At 40.6% G+C, this 23698-nt stretch carries 26 protein-coding genes, 1 pseudogene and 1 other annotated feature; of the genes and pseudogenes, 26 read left to right on the top strand and 1 reads right to left on the bottom strand.

All coding sequences use genetic code 11. From position 1 onward, the window contains the following. Positions 1-12: 12 nt before the first annotated feature. From M5A78_RS17265 to pheA, 23 genes are all read left to right on the top strand, one after another. Entirely contained in the window at positions 13-510 is a 498-nt protein-coding gene (locus M5A78_RS17265; protein ID WP_319942313.1) for a type II secretion system protein, read from the top strand. 12 nt (positions 511-522) lie between these two features. After that, the gene (locus tag M5A78_RS17260) at positions 523-1284 is read left to right on the top strand and encodes a prepilin peptidase (protein ID WP_406603718.1); all 762 of its coding nucleotides are present in this window, start codon (positions 523-525) and stop codon (positions 1282-1284) included. Between the two features lie 16 nt (positions 1285-1300). Next, on the top strand, positions 1301-2296 hold the full coding sequence (gene pilM, locus M5A78_RS17255) for a type IV pilus biogenesis protein PilM (protein ID WP_248736524.1): 996 nt from the start codon (positions 1301-1303) through the stop codon (positions 2294-2296). Further along, positions 2293-3174: a PilN domain-containing protein gene (locus M5A78_RS17250; protein ID WP_248736523.1), complete on the top strand. Its 882-nt coding sequence runs from the start codon at positions 2293-2295 to the stop codon at positions 3172-3174. The genes pilM and M5A78_RS17250 overlap by 4 nt, the downstream gene beginning before the upstream one ends. Beyond that, on the top strand, positions 3171-3941 hold the full coding sequence (locus M5A78_RS17245) for a pilus assembly protein PilO (RefSeq protein WP_248736522.1): 771 nt from the start codon (positions 3171-3173) through the stop codon (positions 3939-3941). Before M5A78_RS17250 ends, M5A78_RS17245 begins: the two co-directional genes overlap by 4 nt. Before the next feature lie 134 nt (positions 3942-4075). Further along, positions 4076-5146 (top strand): SPOR domain-containing protein, encoded by a 1071-nt coding sequence (locus M5A78_RS17240; RefSeq protein WP_248736521.1) that lies wholly within the window; start codon positions 4076-4078, stop codon positions 5144-5146. Between the two features lie 216 nt (positions 5147-5362). Further along, positions 5363-5935 (top strand): Maf family protein, encoded by a 573-nt coding sequence (locus tag M5A78_RS17235; RefSeq protein ID WP_248736520.1) that lies wholly within the window; start codon positions 5363-5365, stop codon positions 5933-5935. Positions 5936-5981: 46 nt separating this feature from the next. After that, positions 5982-6671: a RadC family protein gene (gene radC, locus M5A78_RS17230; RefSeq protein WP_319942312.1), complete on the top strand. Its 690-nt coding sequence runs from the start codon at positions 5982-5984 to the stop codon at positions 6669-6671. Between the two features lie 167 nt (positions 6672-6838). Further along, a complete protein-coding gene (locus M5A78_RS17225) occupies positions 6839-7861 on the top strand; it encodes a rod shape-determining protein (RefSeq protein ID WP_319942311.1) in 1023 nt (340 codons plus the stop codon). Positions 7862-8167: 306 nt separating this feature from the next. Then, positions 8168-9049, top strand: a complete 882-nt coding sequence (gene mreC, locus M5A78_RS17220; protein ID WP_248736518.1) for a rod shape-determining protein MreC — start codon at positions 8168-8170, stop codon at positions 9047-9049. Beyond that, on the top strand, positions 9046-9564 hold the full coding sequence (mreD, locus tag M5A78_RS17215; protein ID WP_248736517.1) for a rod shape-determining protein MreD: 519 nt from the start codon (positions 9046-9048) through the stop codon (positions 9562-9564). Before mreC ends, mreD begins: the two co-directional genes overlap by 4 nt. Positions 9565-9777: 213 nt before the next feature. Beyond that, positions 9778-10458 (top strand): septum site-determining protein MinC, encoded by a 681-nt coding sequence (gene minC / locus M5A78_RS17210; protein ID WP_248736516.1) that lies wholly within the window; start codon positions 9778-9780, stop codon positions 10456-10458. A gap of 1 nt (position 10459) precedes the next feature. After that, a complete protein-coding gene (gene minD, locus M5A78_RS17205; RefSeq protein ID WP_248736515.1) occupies positions 10460-11263 on the top strand; it encodes a septum site-determining protein MinD in 804 nt (267 codons plus the stop codon). A 235-nt stretch (positions 11264-11498) separates the two neighbouring features. Next, positions 11499-12284 (top strand): M23 family metallopeptidase, encoded by a 786-nt coding sequence (locus tag M5A78_RS17200; protein WP_248736514.1) that lies wholly within the window; start codon positions 11499-11501, stop codon positions 12282-12284. Further along, positions 12277-13143: a M50 family metallopeptidase gene (locus tag M5A78_RS17195; protein ID WP_248736513.1), complete on the top strand. Its 867-nt coding sequence runs from the start codon at positions 12277-12279 to the stop codon at positions 13141-13143. Before M5A78_RS17200 ends, M5A78_RS17195 begins: the two co-directional genes overlap by 8 nt. Before the next feature lie 45 nt (positions 13144-13188). Continuing rightward, the gene (locus M5A78_RS17190; RefSeq protein WP_248736512.1) at positions 13189-14655 is read left to right on the top strand and encodes an Rne/Rng family ribonuclease; all 1467 of its coding nucleotides are present in this window, start codon (positions 13189-13191) and stop codon (positions 14653-14655) included. A 34-nt stretch (positions 14656-14689) separates the two neighbouring features. After that, positions 14690-14772: a sequence feature (ribosomal protein L21 leader region), on the top strand. Between the two features lie 13 nt (positions 14773-14785). Further along, entirely contained in the window at positions 14786-15094 is a 309-nt protein-coding gene (rplU, locus tag M5A78_RS17185) for a 50S ribosomal protein L21 (RefSeq protein ID WP_248736511.1), read from the top strand. A gap of 15 nt (positions 15095-15109) precedes the next feature. Continuing rightward, positions 15110-15454, top strand: a complete 345-nt coding sequence (locus tag M5A78_RS17180; RefSeq protein ID WP_248736510.1) for a ribosomal-processing cysteine protease Prp — start codon at positions 15110-15112, stop codon at positions 15452-15454. Then, entirely contained in the window at positions 15455-15748 is a 294-nt protein-coding gene (rpmA, locus tag M5A78_RS17175; RefSeq protein WP_026572313.1) for a 50S ribosomal protein L27, read from the top strand. A gap of 376 nt (positions 15749-16124) precedes the next feature. Then, positions 16125-16661 (top strand): Spo0B C-terminal domain-containing protein, encoded by a 537-nt coding sequence (locus tag M5A78_RS17170; protein ID WP_248736509.1) that lies wholly within the window; start codon positions 16125-16127, stop codon positions 16659-16661. Positions 16662-16716: 55 nt separating this feature from the next. Next, complete coding sequence (gene obgE / locus M5A78_RS17165; RefSeq protein WP_248736508.1) at positions 16717-18006, top strand: GTPase ObgE; 1290 nt, start codon at positions 16717-16719, stop codon at positions 18004-18006. A 55-nt stretch (positions 18007-18061) separates the two neighbouring features. After that, entirely contained in the window at positions 18062-18511 is a 450-nt protein-coding gene (locus tag M5A78_RS17160) for an ACT domain-containing protein (protein WP_248736507.1), read from the top strand. A 70-nt stretch (positions 18512-18581) separates the two neighbouring features. Further along, the gene (gene pheA / locus M5A78_RS17155; RefSeq protein WP_248736506.1) at positions 18582-19427 is read left to right on the top strand and encodes a prephenate dehydratase; all 846 of its coding nucleotides are present in this window, start codon (positions 18582-18584) and stop codon (positions 19425-19427) included. 102 nt (positions 19428-19529) lie between these two features. Here pheA and M5A78_RS17150 read toward each other — a convergent pair whose 3' ends face one another. After that, a complete protein-coding gene (locus M5A78_RS17150) occupies positions 19530-20066 on the bottom strand; it encodes a transcription repressor NadR (protein WP_248736505.1) in 537 nt (178 codons plus the stop codon). Between the two features lie 234 nt (positions 20067-20300). Here M5A78_RS17150 and M5A78_RS25110 point away from each other — a divergent pair. The 3 genes and pseudogenes from M5A78_RS25110 to M5A78_RS17140 all read left to right on the top strand — a co-directional run. Further along, positions 20301-20450 (top strand): annotated as a pseudogene (locus tag M5A78_RS25110) (IS4 family transposase); the annotation flags it as partial. A gap of 263 nt (positions 20451-20713) precedes the next feature. After that, positions 20714-22666, top strand: coding sequence for a SafA/ExsA family spore coat assembly protein (gene safA / locus M5A78_RS17145; RefSeq protein WP_248736504.1), 1953 nt, complete (start codon positions 20714-20716; stop codon positions 22664-22666). Further along, positions 22653-23642: a phosphotransferase gene (locus M5A78_RS17140; protein WP_248736503.1), complete on the top strand. Its 990-nt coding sequence runs from the start codon at positions 22653-22655 to the stop codon at positions 23640-23642. Before safA ends, M5A78_RS17140 begins: the two co-directional genes overlap by 14 nt. The last annotated feature ends 56 nt before the right edge of the window (positions 23643-23698 follow it).

Here is a 23698-nt window from a genome sequence, read left to right as displayed (position 1 = left end):
GGAGATGAATTTATGTTTCAAATGTTAAAAAAGAAGCTTAAAGATCAACGTGGATTAACTTTGATTGAATTGCTTGCAGTTATTGTTATTTTGGGGATTATTGCAGCAATTGCGGTACCTTCTATTTTAGGATTAATTGACAACACTAAAAAAGATGCTCACGTTGCTAATGCACAGCAAATGATTAACTCTGCTAAGATGGCAATAACAACAGATACAAATTTACAAAAAAGTGATGCTACCAAACCAATAATTAAATATTTGACGTTAAAAGAAATGGTGGATTCAAATTATATTGATGCAATAGAAAGTCCAGACGGAAGTACTCATAACTATATGGATACAATAACAGGAACAATAGATGATACAACTGTAGTATCATATGTGAAAATTTCAAATGGAAAAGTTGTAGGTGTCAAACTTGTAACAAATGAAAGAGGAGTTCAAACAAGCACGAAGGGTCCTGTACCCCAAGAGGATCTTAAACGTGGAGTAGTTATTGGGAATTAAATAGTTATGAAAATGTATTTACTTTTATCTATTGTTTTTTTTTACGGAATTATTTTCGGCTCCTTCTTCAACGTTGTTGGCCTTCGAGTCCCAATGAAAAAATCAATAGTCACCCCGCGTTCGGCTTGCTCGGCTTGCGGGCATCAATTAACAGCATATGAACTCATCCCAGTGTTTTCATACATAATTCAAGGGGGGAAATGCCGCGGCTGTCAGTCGCGGATTTCTCCTATTTATCCGATTATGGAATTGCTTACTGGTATTCTATTTGCAACATCATTCTATGTGGTTGGTTGGTCGGGAGAGCTATTAGTTGCAATAACACTAGTTTCTATGTTTATGATTATTGTAGTATCAGATATAAATTATATGCTCATCCCTGATAAAATTTTACTTTGGTTTGCAGGGATTTTTTTATTGGAACGAATCATTTGGCCTTTAACCCCGTGGTGGGATAGCCTTTTAGGTGCTGTAACAGGTTTCACACTCCTATTAGTCATTGCCTTTGTCAGTAAAGGCGGCATGGGCGGTGGGGATATCAAACTTTATGCCCTACTTGGTTTTGTCCTAGGGTTTAAGCTTGTGTTATTATCGTTCTTCTTATCAACATTATTTGGTGCTGTCCTGGGTGGATTAGCGCAGCTCTTTAGAATCGTTAAAAAGCGGCAGCCGATTCCATTTGGTCCGTTTATTGCTGCGGGCACCTTGTCCGCTTATTATTGGGGATCGGAACTTATAGATTTATACTTACATTTTCTTAATCACGGATTTTAACTAAGGGGTTTTTTATATGACTTTTTCCCTATTTTCATCTAAAAACCGAATTATCAACCTGGTACTAAATGACCACTCGATTCGCTATGTTGAATTGAAACAGGCGACCCCACCTCAGGCACAAAAATGGGGGGAACGGTTTCTTCCGCCGGGGATTATTAGTGATGGAAAAATTGCTGATATAGATTCCTTGGCGAACATTTTAGAAGAGTGTATTGATGAATGGAAGATTCAACGACGTGCTATCCGCTTCGTAGTACCCGATCAACTCGTCATCATCCGAAAAGTGTCTGTGCCTGCTGAAATCCAGGATGATGAAATGAAGGGTTATCTGTATTTGGAGCTTGGCGCTAGCATTCATTTACCTTTTGAAGAACCAATATTTGATTTTTATCCACTTACGGATAATGGAAAGACAAAGGAGCTGCTTCTTTTTGCTGCACCAGAGCAAAATGTAATGGAGTATGCGGATTTATTTTCGAGCCTTAAGCTAAATCCTGTTGCCGCGGATATTTCACCGCTTGCACTTTATCGTTTATACCATACGATTGGTCATGCAGCTCAAAATGAAATTCTTTTAACGATTCAATTTGATTTGACAAGCGTGAATTTGTGTATTTTTGAAGGAACTGTCCCAGTAGTCATGCGCCCGTTCGCATTACCCTTTGATTTGGATCAATGGGAAATAAGGCAGGATAGCATGGGCTTGATGGAATGTAAATATAAAGGCGATGCTGAAGAATTGGTTATTCAGTTTGAAGATATTTTTAAAGAATTAACTAAATTATTGGATTTTTATCGTTATAATCTTAACATTGAGAAACGTGAAATAACCAAGTTTCTTCTAACTGGTGATCATCCAATGCTTCAAGCAATTGCAGACGAAATGAATGATCGATTTGAGATTCCTGTTGAATTGCTTTCTCTTTATTCTGATGTAAAAGGAAAATCAGGAAGCGTACCGACAAATTTATTACTTTCTCTAGGTCTCGCTTTAAAAGAGGTGCAATGATGCTAGTAGAAATTAACCTGCTTCCACAAAAAGAACCGAAAAAAGTCGGCTTTATTATTACTTTATCCAGTTTGCTAGTAGTATTTGTCCTGATTGGTGGCTTCTATTTTTGGCAAACCCAATCCGTTAAAGATGAGTTAGCTTCTTTAGACAGACAAATTTCAATAACCAAAAAAATTGCAGATAAAGAACAGAAAAATAGTGAAACTGCTGCATCTTCTAGCTCTATCAACCAATTAAAGAGTGCGATAAATTGGGCAAATGATTATCCCATTCAAACGGTACCAGTCATGCAGCATCTAACCTCGTTATTACCAGAGCGAGGCTTTATCCAATCCTTTGGCTATTCAGAGTCTGGAACTGTTACCTTGACCGTTCAATTTGATAGTGCCAGAGAGGCAGCCTACTTCTTAGATAGCCTTAATCAGTCGAAATGGATTGCGGAAGCAAGCTTAAATTCATTAGCAGCCACAGAGTCTAAAAATGAAACTAAAGCTGCTGGCAACTCAGCAGCTTCAAATAGCCAAGGGGATACAACTAATCAGACGTCAAGTGCTAATCAATCTACACCAGGATCAACTACCTCAGTTGATAGTCAAAACAATCAAGCAACTGGAACTATAACCAACCAGGGTACACAAACCAATCCAGCAGCTGGAACGACGAACAAGGATAGCCGAAACAACACTACCACAACAACAAATCAAAATACAGTCAATAATAACACAGCATCTTCTCCAATTAGTTCAACGATTAAGCAAAAAAGTAACTATCTCCCTCGTTATACAGGGCAATTTGAGATTAAGTTTAACAAGGAAGAAATGAAGAAAATTATACAAAAGAGCAAGAAGGATGGGGAAGGAGTGAAGGGTTCATGAAGCTTCGTTTCTCCAAAAGAGACAAACTTATTGTTGGAGTCGGCATTCTTTTGTTGGTGTTAATCATCGTCTATGCTCAGTTCTTTTTCCTAACTCCCTTGAAATCAGACTTAGGGATTAAACAGCAAGAATTTAAGTCAGAACAAAAGCTGTTGGATATCGTTAGTCAAAAAAAGGCAGACAATACCGTCACTTCTGCTGAAGATACAAGAGAACTCCAGAAAAAAATTCCTGTCGAACCACTTCAAGAACAATTGATTTTGGACTTAGAAAAAGCCGAAACAATATCTAATAGTGAAATTAAATCAATGAGCTTTGCAAAGGATGCAGATGCCAATTCAACAGAGAATCAAACAAATACGCAAACCACAAATGCTCCCCAAAATACAACAACTGATGCAAATGCGACATATCAAAATGCCGGGGAACAACAATCTGGACCAGCTGCACCCACTGGAATGAAAAAGCTAACTGTTCAGTTGAGTGTTGAATCTCCAACTTATGAAGAGTTAGAGAAATTCATTAAAACACTGGAATCATTAAAACGGATTGTAGTGGTTGAGGCGATTACGTATTCAGGTGGGGAAGAGATAACTAGCCTAGATCAAGCAGACCAACCGATAAGCTATAGTTTGACTATCTCTGCTTTCTATATGCCTAGTCTAGCTGACCTAAAAGCAGAGCTACCAAAAATCGATGCACCTGCACCAGCAGGAAAGGAAAATCCATTAAGTCAGTTTCCTGCTATGGCAAAAACACAGCCTTAATTTTCAACATCTCGAACTAACAAATAATTTGGCGAAATCATTCGATAACAAGACGACAAAAGTCTTGTTATTTTTTTTTGCCACTATGATAGGATGGAACCAATTACGCTTCGATTGAGAGAGGAGTACGATTAGTGGACAAGCCTAATAAAGGCCATACAATTAAGATTAGATTAAATGGAGAAAACAAAATATCTCAGGAAGAACCGCAAAAGAGGGAGTTAGAAGCTAGAATTAAACCAGTTTCCAAAGTAATAAAAATTAATAGGAATGTACCGGAAGCGGATGGATTTTTGGAGACAGCCGTTGCCCAGGAATCTATCGATGAAAGTTTTGAGTGGATTATTCCGGAATCCTCCGAAAATGACATAGAAGAATTCAAAGTTGTTAGCCATGAAAAAATGAAAAAAAATGAACCCAAAAAATTGACCTCAGTTTCAACTAATTTTATAAAAAAGAATCATCAACCAGTTGGTTCCATTTTAATTTCGGCAACATTCGCTATCCTTATTGGTCTAACGATTGGTGTTATTATGCTTAAGTTGGTGATAACAGAGTCAGGTGATAAGGCAGCAACTGAACCAAAGGTGGTTGAAGAAAAAGGCAAAGAGACCACTGCTTCAGCCAGTAAGACAACCACAGCAACGATCAAACAATTTACTACCTTTGTTATCCAAGGCGGCTACTATACATCAAAAGATGGTGCTAAGGAAGTTTCTAATCAGCTAGCTGCTAAAGGGATTCCTTCCCAATTTATTGAAATGAATGGCAAGTATTATATCTTTCTTGGTGTAGCAGATTCGATTGAAATGGCTAAATCTTTAGCTAGCCAAAATAAAGAAAGTGGGGTTGAGGGTGCATTTGCCAAGCCCCTATTACTAGAGGAAAAGAAAATTTCTGATATCACCAAACAAGAAAAGAGCTTTCTTGAAGCGGTACTAGACATTTATCAGACGCTTTCTGTTGCTACTACGGATGCCCTTCTCACCAAGGGAATCTCTGAAGAATCAAGCAAAGCGATAGTTTCCTTTGAGGAACAATTGAAGAAAAGTACAATTAAAACTGAGAAAGTTAAGGCGCTGCAGACAGAATTAACTAGTGTGGATGAAAAAGTAAAGGTTTTCCAAAAATCGAAAGACACAAAGAGTCTTGCTGAAGCCCAACAGCATTTATTAAACTTCCTATCCTTATATTATTCGTTGTAATCAATATCGACACCCTTCGATATTTTCCGGGAAATGAATCACAGCATTTAGCCTGTTCAAATAGGGCAGGCTCTTTTTATTTGCAAAATAAGAGAAATTCCGCATAGATTTACAAATTTCATCAAACTTTAATTATATAAAAATTGTTTGCTTCTACAATTTCTGATAGGATTAACTTGTATCTCCCAATACGAAAGTAAAAGGTAAGGTGATTGAATGCAGAACCTCATATTAGCCTCTTCTTCTCCACGGCGCAAAGAACTTCTAGAAAATCTCCACTTAACATTCGCAATTTCAAGCAGTGATGTTGATGAAAGCTTTAATCCAACCCTCTCCCCAGAGGAAGTAGTGATGGAGTTAGCCGACCGTAAAGCACAGGCAGTTTTTAAAGAAAACAGTCAAGCTTTTGTGATTGGCTCAGACACGATTGTGGTTGCGAATAGCCGAATCTTAGGAAAGCCAGCTGATGAGGCAGAAGCCATAAGTATGTTAACAACTCTTTCAGGTAAGCAACATGATGTGTTTACTGGTGTTTCGATTGTGTCTCCAACTAATTCAACTAAGTTTTTTGAAAAAACTGAAGTTTGGTTTTGGGAGTTAACGGACGAGGAGATACGTGCATATGTGAAAAGTGGTGAACCGCTTGATAAAGCAGGTGCATATGGGATTCAACAGCTTGGAAGTATGCTTGTCAAAAAAATAAATGGAGACTATTTTGCGGTTGTCGGTCTGCCTGTTGCAAGGACTGTACGGGAATTGAAACGGCTAGGCTACCAGTTGCCGTATTAACATTTTTAAAAGTTCATTATCTCCCGGTAAACAGGGAGGAAAAAAAGTGTCCACAAATACATTGATGATCCGTGATTTTCCACAAGACGAAAGGCCCCGGGAGCGGTTTATTCAACATGGCCCGCAAAGCTTATCTAATCATGAACTGATTGCCATTCTGCTTCGAACCGGAACAAAAGACGAATCGGTCCTGCAATTATCGAATCGTCTGCTGACCCATTTTGAAGGATTAAGGCAGTTAAAAACCGCATCATTAGAAGAAATAACTGAAATAAAAGGAATTGGTTCGGCAAAGGCAATACAAATTCTTGCTGCCGTCGAAATTGGCAGGAGGATTGCCAATCTTAACTTTAATGATCGCTATGTCATCCGTTCCCCTGAAGACGGAGCCAAGTATCTCATGAACGATATGCGCTTTTTGTCACAAGAGCATTTTGTCTGCCTTTATTTAAACACAAAGAACCAGATCATTCATAAACAAACTGTTTTCATCGGCAGCCTAAATGCCTCGATTGTCCACCCAAGGGAGGTGTTCCGCGAAGCTTTAAAGCGCTCTGCTGCCTCCGTTATTGCCGCACATAATCATCCCAGTGGCGATCCCGCACCGAGTCGCGAAGACATCGAGGTCACCAAGCGGCTGGTCGAATGTGGGAAAATAATTGGTATTGACTTGCTGGACCATCTTATTATCGGTGAAAATAAGTTTGTCAGTTTGAAGGAAAAAGGGTATTTATGACACTATGATTTTATTTGACGGTACGATATAATATTGGTTATGAATTTTAGGATCATTTAGGTTTTAGCTATATAAATAAAATAAAAAATAGACATGATATAAAAGGTGATTACCTGCCTAATGGAGTTTTTGCATTTCGTATCAGAATGAAAGGGAGATACAACACTATGTTTGGAATTAGAGCAAGAGATCTTGGAATTGATTTAGGGACAGCTAATACCCTCGTCTATGTAAAAGGAAAAGGAATTGTTTTACGAGAGCCATCTGTTGTGGCCATGCAGACAGATACGAAAAGTATCGTCGCGGTTGGAAATGACGCGAAAAATATGATTGGACGGACACCGGGAAATGTCGTGGCAATGCGGCCGATGAAGGATGGCGTTATCGCTGACTTTGAAATAACAGCTTCGATGATGAAGCACCATATTCGTCAGGCACAGAAAAGTAATAACCCTTTCTCCGGGAAGCCATATGTTATGGTTTGTGTACCTTCAGGCATAACTGCGGTAGAGGAAAGAGCGGTTATTGATGCCACCAGACAAGCAGGGGCAAAGGATGCTTATACGATTGAAGAGCCATTTGCTGCAGCCATTGGCGCTAACCTTCCTGTATGGGAGCCGACCGGCAGTATGGTCGTTGATGTTGGCGGCGGTACGACCGAAGTGGCCATCATCTCCTTAGGAGGAATTGTAACAAGCCAATCGATTCGCGTTGCCGGCGATGAAATGGACGATTCGGTCATATCTTATATCCGTAAAAATTATAATTTGATGATCGGGGAGCGAACAGCAGAAACCATCAAAATGGAAATCGGGTCTGCAGGTACTCCAGATGGCATCGACAATATGGAGATTCGCGGCCGTGATTTATTAACAGGTCTGCCAAAAACGATTGAAATAACGGCAAAAGAGATTGCTGTGGCCTTAAATGACACAGTTTATGCGATTGTCGAAGCCGTCAAGAATACATTGGAAAAAACACCGCCCGAACTTGCGGCCGATATTATGGACCGCGGGATTGTGTTAACTGGCGGGGGTGCATTACTCAGGAATTTGGACAAGGTTATTAGTGAAGAAACAAAAATGCCAGTCCTGATTGCCGAAAACCCGCTCGATTGCGTGGCAATTGGAACCGGAAAAGCGTTAGAACATATTCACTTATTTAAAAATAAATCGAAAGATTCACGTTAAATCAGAAAAGCGGAAGCGACCGTTTAGTGACGTTTGGACTGCAGCGCTTCGACTGAGATAAATGTAAACTCGCCGACTGGCAAGCCGTTAGGCGCAGACAGAGGCGTAGTTGAATTTATGCGTTCAGAATTCAGGAAATAAATTCTGATTAGCTAAAGGAAACACGGAGAGCGATAGCGATTCGATGTTGACTTCTCGTAGGGAGAAGAGCGAAGTATACTTGTCGCTGGTCGCTGGAGATGGACAGTTATCCAAGTTCAAAGACTTAAACTTTTTTATTTATTAGAAAAATAGAGGTGTATAATCATGCCACAGTTCTTTTTGAATAAACGTCTGATTATTTTGCTTGTCAGCATTATTGTTCTCGTGGCATTGATTGGGTTTTCTTTAAGGGAGAGAAGTAAACTATCCTGGCCGGAGCAATTTGTCAAAGATACAACCGGCTGGGTTCAATCCCTGGTTTCAAAGCCGACCAACTATGTGGCAGGCTTTTTTGAAAATCTCCAGGACTTACAAAATACATATGAAGAGAATAAGGAATTAAAATCGCGGCTTGAGAATCTTGTCAGCCTTGAAGCACAAGTTCAAGAGTTGAAAAAAGACAATAAAGATCTGCGAGATATTCTCGGTGAAGAAAAGACCCTGAGAGATTACGAACCACTACCAGCAACTGTGATTGGTAGAAATCCTGATCGTTGGCATGAAATGATTATTATCGACAAAGGTAAATTAAACGGCATCAAAAAAAATATGGCTGTTGTTACAGCAAATGGCCTAGTTGGAAAAGTAAAGAGTGTGACACAATTCAGTTCAACCGTGCAGCTTTTGAGTTCAACGGACCCGAAAAACCGGATTTCCGCCATCGTCCAGGGCAAGGACGATGTATACGGCCTTGTTGAAGGTTACGATAATGAGAAAAAATTATTGATGATAAAGGCTATTCCTTCAGGTTCGAATATAGAAAAAGGGCAAATGGTCATCACCTCCGGGTTAAGCGATGTCTTTCCTAAAGGGTTACCGATCGGAAAGGTTGTCGAAGTTAAACCGGATCAGTATGGATTGAATCTGACAGCACTAGTGAAACCTGGGGCAGATTTTTACGATATCAAGAGTGTAATTGTCACAAAAAAAATCATGCGACAGCCAGATGAAAAAGATTTAACAGGTGGGAAGGAGGAGGGATCGTGAAAAAATTCCTTCTTCCTCTTTTGTTTCTGTTTTTGTTTTTATTAGAAAGTCTTTTTGTTCAATACCTTCCTGCAGGTCTTTTTGGTCGTAATCGAATCGTGGCTCCACATTTTCTGTTTGCCGCCCTGCTTTTTCTAACCATTTTTGTTGGAAAGAAGCAAGGAATCATCTATGCAGCCATTTTTGGACTATTATTTGATATTGTCTATATCGAAATTATCGGTATATACTTTTTCTTATTTCCACTTATTACCTACCTTGTGTCCAAAATAATGCAGACCATGCAGGCAAATATATTTATTGCCTTCCTCGTTTCCCTTTTCGGGATTGCATTATTAGAAGTCGGCGTTTATGAAATGTATCGATTAATTCATGTAACGACCCTCGATTTTATGAGCTTTATTAATTTGCGTTTTTATCCAACCCTTATCTTTAATGCTGCTTTTATCATCATTGTGGGCTATCCGCTTAAACGACAATTTGAAAAACATGCCGAGGCATTGAGAGATGAATGATCTATTCCATTCAATCTTTGCCTTCTGAACTACCCCCTTGGAGCCTGATTTTCTTTTAAAAAAAGAGGAGAATGGACGCATCATGTCGAATTTCTAAAAAGACGTCTGTACTTTCGATTCGGAATAAGTAATAGGGCTTATAAATTACCTTTTTTAGAAGGAAAAATTGGCTTGTTCCGAAATTGTTTTTTAATTATGAGGTGAAATTTCTCCATGAAAAATCGGCAAAATGTTACAATAAAAGGTACGAAGGAAGGTCTTGTCCTTCATCTTGATGATAGTTGTTCTTATGAGGAACTAAAAAAAGAACTAGATCAAAAGCTGTCCGCCAATTCCAGAACACAGGAAGAACGTCACTTAATCACTGTTAAAGTGGAGATTGGCAACAGGTATTTAACTGAAGGCCAGCGTGAAGAACTGAAGAGCTTAATTCGACAAAAGAAGAATTTAGTAGTTGACGATATTGAATCAAATGTCATCACATTGGAAGAAGCAGTACGGTTAAAGGCCGAAACCGAGGTGATGACCGTTTCTAGAATTATACGTTCAGGACAAGTACTTGAAGTACCTGGTGATTTATTGCTAATTGGCGATGTCAATCCGGGTGGGAGAGTAATTGCGGGTGGTAATATTTTCATTATGGGTGTTTTAAAAGGGATTGCCCATGCAGGCTGCTTCGGAAATGAGCTGGCAGTCATTGCCGCTTCTAGTATGAAACCATCACAGCTGCGAATCAGCGATTGCCTAAATCGGGCACCAGATACAATAAAAAGTAACGAAAAGCGCGAAATGGAATGTGCTTACATAGATGAGAGCCGTCAAATCAATATCGATAGATTACAAGTTTTATTCAAATTAAGACCTAATTTAAATAGATTCGAAGGGGGACATTAAAGTGGGAGAAGCAATAGTAGTAACATCCGGTAAGGGCGGCGTTGGTAAGACCACAACTTCTGCTAATATTGGCACGTCTCTGGCCCTTCAAGGAAAAAAAGTCTGCTTAGTGGACACGGACATCGGCCTTCGAAATTTAGATGTCGTAATGGGGCTTGAAAACAGAATCATTTATGATCTCGTTGATGTTGTGGAAAAAAGATGCAAAATACATCAAGCATTGGTCAAGGACAAACGGTTTGATGGGTTATTATATTTACTTCCGGCCGCACAAACAGTTGATAAATCGGCCGTTAAGCCAGAGCAAATGAAGGAACTAATCACGGAGTTAAAGCAAGACTATGATTATATTATTATTGATTGCCCTGCTGGTATTGAACAGGGATTCCAAAATGCGGTTGCCGGGGCAGATAAAGCCATTGTCGTCACGACTCCTGAGGTTTCAGCAGTTCGCGACGCCGACCGAATTATTGGTTTGCTTGAAAAACAAAGGAATATGGAAGCGCCTAAATTAGTGGTCAACCGAATCCGAAATCATATGATGAAGAGCGGTGACATGCTCGATATTGACGAAATTACTCTCCATTTATCCATCGAGTTGATTGGCATTGTTGCCGATGATGAAGAGGTAATTAGAGCTTCTAACCACGGTGAACCGATTGCTTTAAATCCAAACAGCAAAGCATCCATCGCTTACCGCAATATTGCCAGACGGATTCTCGGTGAATCCATCCCGCTACAGCCGCTTGAGGATGCAAACAAAGGTGTTTTAACAAAAATTAAAAAGTTCTTTGGTGTTCGTTAATTCAGCAGCCTGCCCATTTAAACCGTGGACAGGCCTTTTTTTGTCTGTTTTTTGAAAATAATAGTCTAATTAAACAAATGGTAATAAAAAATAGACAAAACCCAAGCAATCCTCCAAAACACACCTGAAATTCATCGGATTTCCAAACTTTTTTTAACTAGAAGCCAAATGATAAGTCATACTCTCCCATTTTCCTTCATAGACTTGTACAAAAAGTGGGAAAAGGGTTGATGGTATGGCGCGGTCTACACCTGAGGAGATACGGCGACGAATAGCTAAGAGAAAGAAAGACCAGGGTACTCAGGCAAAAAGTCCAAAACACGAATTTACTTGGCATGGTGATGACGAAAAATACGGCTTTAATCCGATTACAGCTTCAGGAAGCACTAACGGTGAAGAGGGACATCCATTGTTTAAAAAAGAGGTATTCTTTTTTAAAATTTTGGCATCGGGGCTCTTATTTCTACTCGTAGCTATTTTGTTTCGCAATCATTCTGCCACTCTTGATCCGGCGCGTGGCTTCGTCCAGAATACGATGGATAAGGATTTTAAGTTTGCTGTCGTTACGGAATGGTATGAGAATAAGTTTGGTAAGCCGCTCGCTCTTTTGCCTTTTTCAGAAGATAACAAGACAGGTAAAAAAGAGCAAGGGCCAAAAGGATTTTCCGTACCGGCGATGGGAAAAATCCTTGAAAATTTCGAGAAAAATGGCCAAGGCATCATGATTGAAACCAATAAAGGGGCTGCTGTCCAAGCGATTAATGGCGGAAATGTCCTGTTTGCCGGGGTAAAAGAAGGCTTTGGGAAAACCGTCATGGTCCAGCATTCTGATGGAACGGAAACATGGTATGGGAATTTAGAGGAAATTAAAGTCAAATTATATGATTATATCGAAAAAAGAACAGTAGTTGGTACGGTTTCAACATCAACTGGTGAGGATAAAACAAAGGGCAAGTATTATTTTGCGATTAAAAAAGACAATGATTTCATCGACCCAATCCAGGTGATCCGCTTTGAATAGAGCTATCCAGTTACTAAGACTCATATATATCCATCCATTGCTGTGGATCATCATAGCTCTATCGATTGCTACAGCACATTTCCTTGAAGTCTGCATGTTGATTGGAATCATTTTTATTCATGAAATGGGGCATGCTGTTGCGGCTTCTTTTTTTTCATGGAGAATTAAAAAAATCACCCTGCTGCCCTTTGGAGGGGTTGCCGAAATGGATGAGCATGGTAATCGCCCCTTAAAAGAGGAAACGATTGTCGTACTTGCTGGACCGCTGCAGCATGTGTGGATGGTGGCTTTAGCCTTTATATTATTTACTCTTCACCTCATTCCGAAAGATTTATTTCTCTTATTTATTAGTTATAACGCGATGATTTTTGTGTTCAATCTGTTTCCGGTTTGGCCGCTTGATGGAGGAAAGCTAGTTTTCTTACTGCTCTCATTAAAAAATTCCTTTCCTCGTGCGCACCACCAAACCTTACTCATTTCTTTTTTTAGTCTAGGTTTTTTTTCAGTGATAATTTTACTGGCTGCTCCATTGCACCTTAATGTATGGTTCGTAATTGCCTTCTTATTCTTCTCGCTTTACCACGAATGGAAGCAGCGTCGCTTTATTTTTATGAGATTCTTATTGGAACGATATTATGGAAAAAAATCGAGCCTGCAGACATTAAAGCCAATCCAGGCGAATGAACAGGATTTACTCATCAATGTGTTAGAAAAATTTCAACGCGGCTGTAAGCATCCGATTATCGTTAAATCAGACGGCAAGGAAAAAGGACAGTTGGATGAAAATGAACTGCTGCATGCCTATTTTACCGAAAAGCGTTTAACCGATAAAATCAGCGACCTTCTTTTTTCGTATTAAAAGGTTATACTATTGGTAACTTAGAAAAAAGTGAGGACGCTTGGTTTGGAAACATTAATTGTCAATTACACGGCACGGGAGAAGCGATTTGCTTATTTAAGAGATAACCGTGTGGAACAGATCGTTTTTGACCGACCAGAACATCGATCACTGGTCGGAAATATTTATTTTGGAACAGTTACAAAAGTTTTACCGGGGATGAATGCTGTTTTCATCGATATTGGCGAGGAGAAAAATGCCTATTTGCACCGCGATGTCCTACCATCTTATGTGCTTTCCTCCGAAAAACAAAAAAACATCACCTCATTTGTTCATCAAGGCGAAAAAATGCACGTACAGGTGGACAAGGATGCAACCGGCACAAAGGGACCAAAGGTGACGGGTATTATTGAAATTCAGGGAAACAATCTTATTTATATGCCCAATGGACGTTATGTGGCTGTATCGAAGAAAATTGCCGATGATGCGCAAAAGGCGATGCTCCGCCGCCTAGGCAATCGTCTCAAAATGGAAGAAGAGGGGATCATTTTTCGTACTTCTAGTATTTCTAATACTGAGGAAGAAATTCAGGAAGAGCTGCAATCATTAAGACAACATTACCAAGAACTAAAACAGAAAGCGGGTTTCTTAAAAAAGCCCGGATTAATTTTTCAAAAAGATACATTTTTAGAAATGATTCTCGATGGTGTTCTAAAAATGAAGTCTGGTGAAGTAATCGTCGATGATCTAGCTGTAAAAAAAATGCTAGAGCAGGTCAATTCCAAAGTTAAGCACAGCTATTATAACGGAAAAGTGAATATTTTTTCAGCAAACCAGGTGGAGCATGAAATTGAAAAAGCCCTCAAGCGGATTGTCTGGCTCGACCAAGGGGCCTATCTTATTTTTGATGAAGCAGAAGCATTGACAATCATTGATGTAAATACAGGGAAGTTTTCTGGAAAGGCCGATTATCAGGATACGGTATTAAAAACAAATCAGCTTGCCGCCAAGGAAATCGTCAAGCAGCTTCGTCTTCGAGATATTGGCGGTATTGTTTTGATTGATTTTATCGATATGGCACGCGTTCAGGACAAGCAAACGATTCTTGACACGGTCGAAACCGAATTAGCGAGAGATGAGAAAAGAACGAAAATCATAGGTTTTACACCATTGGGTATCTTGCAACTGACCAGAAAAAGGACAAAGGTCACACTGTCAGAGGCTCTCCAAGTGAAATGTCCTGTTTGTGACGGTACAGGTCGTATTCTAAGTCCTGAAACGATGGCATTCCGGCTTGAACGAGAGCTGTTAGAGCACCGTCATGGTGAATTCGAGGCTATCCTTGTAGAGACAACTAAAGAGGTGAAAGAGGCACTTCTAGGTGAAAATGAAGCTTATAGAGAAGTATTAGAAGACCTGCTGCATGTAAAAATATATTTTTCCATCCACGTATCTGCTAAACCGTATTATGTCCTGAAACAATTTGGAGATGACCAGGATATCTCCCTAAAAGCTATTGACACTCTTGCTTAAATTATGTTAGTATTCTAATGTTATGTTTGTAGCACCCGTGCTACAACCGCACAGAACAGGTAGTAAGTCTTTTGCTTTTGGCATAAGCGCCTGTGTATGGCGAGTCTGAGTTTATAAGGAGGTGCAGTTCATGTACGCAATTATCGAAACTGGCGGTAAACAACTTAAAGTCGAAGAAGGCCAAGCTATCTACATTGAAAAATTAAATGTTGAAGCTGGTGAAACAGTTACTTTTGACAAGGTTCTTTTCGTTGGCGGTGAAAATGTAAAAGTAGGCAGCCCTGTTGTTGCAGGCGCTACAGTTACAGCTACTGTTGAAAAACAAGGCCGTCAAAAGAAAATCACTGTTTTTAAGTACAAAGCGAAGAAAAACTATCATAAGAAGCAAGGTCATCGTCAACCTTACACTAAAGTAGTCATCGAAAAAATCAACGCATAAGGTGTTGAAACATAGATGATAGAAATTACGATTAATCGTACGGAGTCCGGAATAATTCAGTCTTTTGAAATGAGCGGTCATGCTTTATTCGCTGATCGGGGGAAGGATATCATTTGTGCAGGCGTGTCTGCTGTCTCTGTTGGGGCGATCAACGCGGTGCACGAACTGACTGGTGTCACTCCCGACATTGAACATAGGGTAGATGGATTTCTCCGCTGCGTTGTCCCGGAAGAACTTCCTGATGACGTTCATGAGAAAGTTCAGCTGATCCTTGAAGCTATGGCAGTTTCATTACGATCGATTGAAGAAGAGTACGGAAAGCACATAAAAATTACCTTCAAAAAGCAGGAGGTGGAATAAATGTTATTAAAATTAGATCTTCAGTTGTTTGCATCTAAAAAAGGAGTAGGTTCTACAAAGAACGGACGTGACTCTATCGCAAAGCGCCTTGGTGCTAAGCGTGCAGACGGTCAATTCGTTACTGGTGGTTCAATCCTTTACCGTCAACGCGGTACAAAGATTTACCCAGGTGAGAACGTTGGCCGTGGCGGAGACGATACTCTTTTTGCAAAAATCGACGGCGTTGTTAAATTCGAACGTTTAGGTCGTGACCGTAAAAAAGTGAGCGTTTATCCAGTAGCTCAAGAAGCTTAAGGATTACATCATTTGGAAACTCTAACCTGTTTGGTTAGAGTTTTCTTTTTTCTAACGAAAGTAAACCTTCCGTAATAATCTTCAGGGAAAACTACTTCGTAAAAGCTTCTTTTTGCCTCTAATGACAGTTCATTCGTATACAGTTCAACTAACAATCAGTGGAGATTTTCTTCCATCCCCAACTGATTGTTAGTTGAACTAAATTGGGCTTTTATCGGCAGTTTTTTCTCCACCTAGTATTTCTTCAATTTAAGCAATTTATGATGATGGGGGAATTACTGCCTGCTAATGCGGAAAAAATAAGCTTACTCATGTTTCTTTTTTTGATATACTAACAGCAAACAGTGTTCCGACACTTTAATGTGGGAGTGTACGTATGGGGAAAGAATGGGATATCGTGGAAGTGCTGCGCCACTCACGACATGACTGGTTAAACAGACTGCAGTTAATAAAGGGGAACCTGGATTTAAATCGAATCGACCGGGCAAAGGCAGTCATTGATGAAATTGTGATCGAAGCACAGCATGAGACAAGGCTAACTAATTTACATATACCTTTGTTTGCTTCGCTGGTATTAAAATCCAACTGGGAAAATCCCTTCTTTAAGCTGGAATATGAAGTCCTTCTTGACTCAGATTCCATCAAGATTGATGATCTAGTTTTGACAGTTTGGGCGAAGTCATTTTTTTCATGCTTGAATAGGGCTATCGAGGTATTTCAAGAAAATCATTTATCCATTACAATTGAACCGCAATCAGAGGGTGTTCGTTTCTTTTTTGATTTTAGCGGAATAATAAAACACAAGGAACTACTTGATGAATTCCTTACTGACCAAAATCAATCCTTGGATTTGCTGGTCAAGGAATTCACCGAAAGTGAACTCGCACTAGAAGTGTTTATGCCAGTTTTATAGTAATGGTATAACTCCGATTCATCAGTTGATTCCTAGTGCATATGGGAGGAATAAGATGTTTGTCGATCAAGTCAAAATTTATGTAAAAGGCGGCGACGGCGGCAATGGTATGGTCGCGTTTCGTCGTGAAAAATATGTTCCAAAGGGTGGTCCGGCCGGAGGCGATGGTGGTAAGGGTGCCAATGTTGTTTTTGAAGTAGCAGAAGGCCTAAGGACGTTAATGGATTTCCGTTATCAGCGCCATTTCAAGGCGCCGCGTGGTGAGCATGGTATGTCCAAAAATCAGCACGGTAAAAATTCAAAGGATATGATCGTCAAGGTTCCCCCTGGTACAGTTGTTATTGATGCGAATACTCAAGAAGTGATTGCTGATTTAGTGGAGCATGGACAACAGGCGATTATTGCAAAGGGTGGCCGCGGCGGCCGAGGAAATTCTCGCTTTGCTACTCCGGCAAATCCAGCTCCAGAGTTGTCTGAAAACGGTGAGCCTGGTCAAGATCGTGATGTCATCCTTGAATTAAAGCTGCTAGCTGATGTTGGTCTTGTAGGTTTCCCGAGTGTTGGGAAGTCGACCCTGTTGTCAGTTGTTTCTTCAGCAAAGCCAAAGATTGCTGAATATCATTTTACTACGATTGTTCCCAATCTTGGCATGGTAGAAACAGAGGATGGCCGAAGTTTTGTAATGGCCGACCTTCCAGGGTTAATTGAAGGGGCAAGTGAAGGCGTTGGTCTAGGCCATCAATTTTTACGGCATATTGAACGGACAAGAGTCATTGTCCATGTGATTGATATGGCGGCAATGGAAGGCAGAGATCCGTTTGAGGATTTCCTAACCATTAATAAGGAATTGAAAGAGTATAATCTACGCTTGACCGAGCGGCCGCAAATTATTGTTGCTAATAAGATGGATATGCCGGATGCCGAGGAAAACTTGCAAAAGTTTAAAGAGCAGCTTAATGAGGATTATCCGATTTTTCCAATCTCTGCAGTGACAAGAAAAGGGCTTCGTGAGTTATTGTATGCGGTAGCGGATAAGATTGAGGAAACACCGGAATTCCCGCTTGAACATGAAGAAGAGGAAACCGGCATCCATCGTGTACTTTACAAGCATGAGGCTGATCCAGAAGCGTTCACGATTACAAGAGAACCAGATGGATCGTTTGTTGTTTCGGGTGAAAAAGTTGAAAAGCTATTTAAGATGACAGACTTTTCAAGAGAAGAATCTGTCCGTCGTTTCTCACGCCAGCTACGCGGGCTTGGAGTTGATGATGCTCTAAGACAAAGAGGAGCTACAGACGGAGATATCGTGAAATTATTGGAATTCGAATTTGAATTTATTGAGTAAGATTTCGGATGAGATTGAGTAAGGTTTCGGATGAGATTGAGGTAGGTAGATAAAAATGGACAACGTTGATAAAAAGTTTTATTTGGTTCGTGAGGATGTTTTGCCAGAAGCGATGCTGAAAACCATTGAAGTGAAAGATATGTTGGAACGAGGCAAGGCAGAATCGATTGCCGTTGCTACTCAGAAGGTTGATTTAAGCAGAAGTGCCTATTATAAATACAGAGACACTGTTTTTCCTTTTTCAACGATTAAGAAGGAAAAATTGATATCGCTTTTCTTTCATTTGGAGGATCGCTCGGGTACACTGTCTAATTTGTTAAGTGTTGTTGCTGCGTCTGGTGGTAATGTGTTAACCATCCACCAAACGATTCCATTGCAAGGCAGAGCAAATGTGACACTATCCTTAAACACTTCGAATATGACGGTGGAAATTGATCATTTACTGACAGAACTTAAAAAGCTTGAATTCGTAGAGAAGGTAGAAGTGCTGGGAACAGGTGCATAGTGAACAGTTTGTTCATTATGTAGAGCTGTTCTCAGCTTTCTTTTTACAATAAAAGAGGAGTGGAGAAGGAATGAAAGTCGGTTTTTTAGGACCAAAAGCAACATTTACCGAACTTGCGGTAAAAAAGGTCTTTCCAGGATACGAGCTTGAGCCGTATCAAACGATTCCTGAAAGTATAGATGCAATAGTGAATAAAGAAGTAGACCTTGCAGTAGTTCCTGTCGAAAATGCTCTTGAAGGCTCCGTGAATATTACACTTGATTATTTAACCCATGTGGTGCAAATTCCGATCGTTGGGGAAATCACGCTCCCAATCAAGCAGCATTTGTTGGTACACCCAGCTAATAAGGACAATTGGCAGAAGGTAAGCCGGGTATATAGCCATTCTCATGCCATTGCTCAGTGCCACAAGTTCTTACATACTCGTTATAAAGGGGTGCCAATTGAGAGTGTGTCATCAACAGCGGCAGCGGCGAAGTTGGTGATGGAGCATCCCGAAACGAATGCAGCAGCGATTGCAAATGAATTGGCGGCGGAGGAGTATGGGCTGGATATTGTCCAAAAAGATATTCATGATTTCCATTATAACCATACAAGCTTTTTCGTGCTATCAGAAATGAACCTGGATTTTGAATCTATCACCGGTTCCTCCCATTACAAAACAACGCTCATGGTTACACTACCTTCTGACATGGCCGGAGCTCTCCACCAAGTGTTATCTGCTTTTGCTTGGCGAAAAATAAACCTGTCAAAAATTGAATCAAGGCCAATGAAAACAGGGATTGGTAATTACTTTTTCATCATTGACTTAGAAATGAAGCTCGATGAGGTGTTGATACCTGGGGCGATCGCAGAGCTTGAGGCATTGGGCTGCGGTGTGAAAATACTAGGCAGCTACTCATCGGCTATGGTGTAAAAGAAAAGGACCCAGTCATGTCGGGTCCTTTTGTATAGATTTTAGAATTTATATCATTCGACTTTGAGAATTGTCCAGCTCCAGCGGGCGTTTCCGCTTTTACTATTCAATCAAAAAGCCTTCATCCCTTAAGGCTGCTTCCGCTTTATCTAATACTTTTGTGTTCGATGCTGAAATGGTATGAAGATGGATGCCATCTGTTAACTCTGATAATAACGAGGCTTTTGATTTTTGAATGTTTTCCAAGAATTGTTTCACCTCTTGGCGATTCGAAACCATGATCGATGCCGTCAAATCGCCGTAAACCGAGTGTTCAATTTTTACATCCTTCACCAGTACACCATGGTCAACTAGCAAATTAAGTTCTTTCTCTGTGTCCATAGGTGTATGTCGGCAGGCAATTGTCCTTTCGATTGTAGGAGTGCCGGTGTTTTGCTTTAAGTACACATAGCCTTGACTCGTTGCGATAATCGGTTCATTTCTTGCTTTAAGCAGTGTAATATCCCCGACAATGACTTGTCTACTTACATTCGTTCTAGTTGCTAGTTCGCTACCCGTTAGTGGTTTAAGGTTGTCTTTTAGCAGTTGTAATATGAAAGACCTCCTTTCCTCACCTAAAATTTTTTTTTGCTCAGTCATAGGGTACCTCCTGATTTAATCTGTTGTTTTATTCTAGCATAAATTCGCCATTTTATATTGCTTTGTGATTTCAACAATATTCTCCCCAAGTCGAACAACATCCACCATCTTAGTGGAATTTCCAAAAGAGATTCGGATAAATCCCTTCTGGGTCGAGGGCCAAAAAGTGAAAACCTGTCTGAATCCCGGTCGTATTCGGACAGGTCTTGGGTAAAAAGGCAAAATCCAGTCTGATTGCAACCGTTAATCGAGCTTCTTCAAGATACTCTAAAACAGACGTATAAGAAAATCAAAAAGTTAATTCAAAGTCAAGTTGCTCAGTGGATTTATGGCCTTCCTAGTTATATCAAGGTTTATTTACTAATTTCACTCTGCGAAAGTTGAGATAATAAGAGTAAAAAAGATGCAATTTAATCGATTGTATCTTTTTTTGTCTAATAGATAGTTATCTGCGAAATAGTAGAAAATATCTGAGGAACTTAAATTTGCAGCGAAAAATTATATATATATGCGAATCTGTTTTAATATAAAATCAAAAGGGGATTCATATTTTTTCAAAAATTAGCATAAGTTTTTCTGAAGAATGTTAGCACTTTGCCCATTTTCACATACACTATATGGACTTATGCCATAGGAGGGAAATCAGAGTGAAGATCCATATCGTACAGAAAGGGGATACTCTTTGGAAGATCGCCAAGAAGTACGGCGTGAATTTTGAAGAGCTGAAAAAGATGAATTCACAGCTCAGCAACCCTGATATGATTATGCCCGGTATGAAAATAAAGGTCCCAACCACAAGTGGAACCGTTAAAAAAGAAGGGTCAATCAATATAGGAGCAAAAAAAGAAGTTCCCATTGCTGAGCATCCGTTTGCCAAAGAGAAGCCAGTGCCAATGAAGGAAGTACCGAAAAAGGAAGTGCCAATTGTTAAAGAACAGCCAATCAAAAAAGAACAGCCAATCAAAAAAGAACAGCCAATCATAAAAGAAGCACCAAAAGCACCCTACACTCCTAAAATGCCTCTACAAGTAGTCCCAGAAATTGATATTAACAATTATTATATGTCGAACATGACAAATATGACCGTCCAGCCAAATCTTCCACCTAAACCTGCCAACATACTTCCTGAAGTAAAAGAGGTACCGAAGAAAGAAATTCCCAAAAAAGAAATTCCAATCAAAGAAGTGCCTATTCCAGCACCACTGCCAGTTCAGGAAGCACCTGTATTTGATTATTGTGTTCCAGTTACACCAGTAATGCCAGGACCTGGATTTTGTCCGCCATATGGCGGTTACCCAGTGCAGCCAATGATGCCTTATCCACAAGTACAAGGTGTGGCTTTTGCACCAACACCTGGAATGATACATGGTACTCCAGGAGTTGCCCCAATTTCTGGCGGAATGCCAGTAATGCCAGGCGTTGCTCCAACAATGACGGGTGGACCAGTAATGCCAGGCGTTGCTCCAGCAATGACGGGTGGACCAGTAATGCCAGGCGTTGCTCCAACAATGATGGGTGCACCAGTAATGCCAGGACACTATTTTCAAGATGAATCATCATCCTTTATGCCGCAAATGCCTATGATGAACCCAGCATATCACACGGGAGCAGGTATGGGGGCACAAACACCATACATGGACCCAGCGGCCTACGGTCAAATGCCAGGAGGCTACGGTCAGATGCCGGCGTCCCACGGTCAAATGCCAGCGGCCTATGGTCAAATGCCAGGAGGCTATGGAGAAATGCCGGCGGCCTACGGTCAAATGCCAGGAGGCTACGGAGAAATGCCAGCGGCCTATGGTCAAATGCCGGCGGCCCACGGTCAAATGCCAGGAGGCTACGGGGAAATGCCAGCGTCCTATGGTCAAATGCCAGGAGGCTACGGAGAAATGCCGGCGGCCCACGGTCAGATGCCAGGAGGCTATGGGGAAATGCCGGGGGTCTATGGTCAGATGCCAGGAGGCTACGGGGAAATGCCGGCGTCCTACGGTCAGATGCCAGGAGGCTATGGAGAAATGCCAGCGCCCTATGGTCAGATGCCGACAGGTTACAGCCAGATGCCCGCCGGTTATCCAGCAGGATACCAACAAGCAGCACCTAGAGGCTTTCCGACAGCTCAAAATCCAGCTGAATTCACACAGGCAGCACCAGGAATGCATGGAGCAATGTATGAGGCTCCGGCAATGGGAGAACCATACGGTATGAGGCAATCACCATATGGTCAAATGCCATACGGTTACCCACAAATGAACGGCCCGGTACCACAATCTATGGGTGTAACGGACTTTGAGGCTACGCAAGCAGTACCTGCACAAATGCCATACATGCAAGGCTACCAGGCTCAGGAACTCCCGGTAGGAACGGGTACTATGGTCGACTGTGGCTGCGGACCAGCGCCAACAACGGGGATGATGCCATTTGCTGAAGCGGTTCCTAACGCTGTCACACCAAACTTTGTACCGCCAACCCCGCCAATCTACAGTGCTCCATATACAGGACCTGCCAATGCTGCCCAGCCTCCCTATATGAATCCATATGGTTTGGGACCGGTTGGAACAAGTTCATATGGTATGCCAGGATACCGTGATGAAAGCGATTAACCCGTCAATGAACAGAAAGGGAGACGATGATTATCTTGATCGTCTCCTCTCTTATTTTCAGTCGCAGTTTTATGAAAAAATCATCCAGCTGGTCCCGATTCGAAAGTCTGTTTTTTTTCTAAAAACGGATAAAAATACTTACATTATTAAAGGGTATCATACCAATCGAAGACTTAGACTCCAAGAAGCCTTTACAGACACACTTAGAAAAGAAGGTTTTACAAAGACGTATTTGTTTTTAACTCCGGCCGTTAAAGAGGAGCTTTTTTTTGAAGGAATCTACTTTGGCTGTATCGAGTACATTCCTCCTAATAAAACAGGTTTTTCCTTCCATACACAAAAAAATCGCCAGGAAGGGATTGAGCTTCTCAATCAATTTCACCAGATTACATCCTCGTTTGAAGTGCGCTATCGAAGATTACTCCCAAAAGGTCAATTATTAGAAAAATGGACGGAGCGGTTCTACCTTTTTTCTAATAATCTTCCCTTTCTTAAATATTTTATGAATGAACCGTTTATCTCGGAAATGTTGACATGGGCGAATTGGTCGCTAGAGGGTATGGAAAAAAATCGTCGGTTTTTTCTCAGAGAACCGTTTGTCATCCTTCATGGTGACGTGGCCCATCATAATTTTTTACGTGATAAGGAGGGGAAATTACATTTAATTGATTTTGACTTAATCAGTATTGGTATCCCTTCATTGGATTTTTTACAATATGCGAACCGGATTCTTCCATATATCGACTGGTCCTTCGAAAGGCTCTCGAGTCTTAAGCAAGTTCGAAAGCATTTGCACGAAGAAGCATTTTTATATGCTTTGGCCTATCCAGCCGATATTTTTCGGGAATGGAATAGAATGATTCGTGAAAAATCTTATCATGATCATGTGAAATTTAAGCAGGTAATGGAATTATCCATTGGTCAGTTTTATACAAGAAAAAAATTTATTGACCATATAAAAAATCAGTTGATATGAACATGGTTTGGTCGTTTCTGGCAGAATGAAATCCCTGACAAAATAACACCCTATAA

It is taken from the genome of Neobacillus rhizosphaerae, from assembly GCF_937468385.1.
In the GTDB taxonomy this organism is placed as follows: domain Bacteria; phylum Bacillota; class Bacilli; order Bacillales; family Cytobacillaceae; genus Neobacillus; species Neobacillus rhizosphaerae.
The sequence above is the reverse complement of the archived record's forward strand: the minus strand, read 5'-3'. Positions and strand labels throughout refer to the sequence as shown.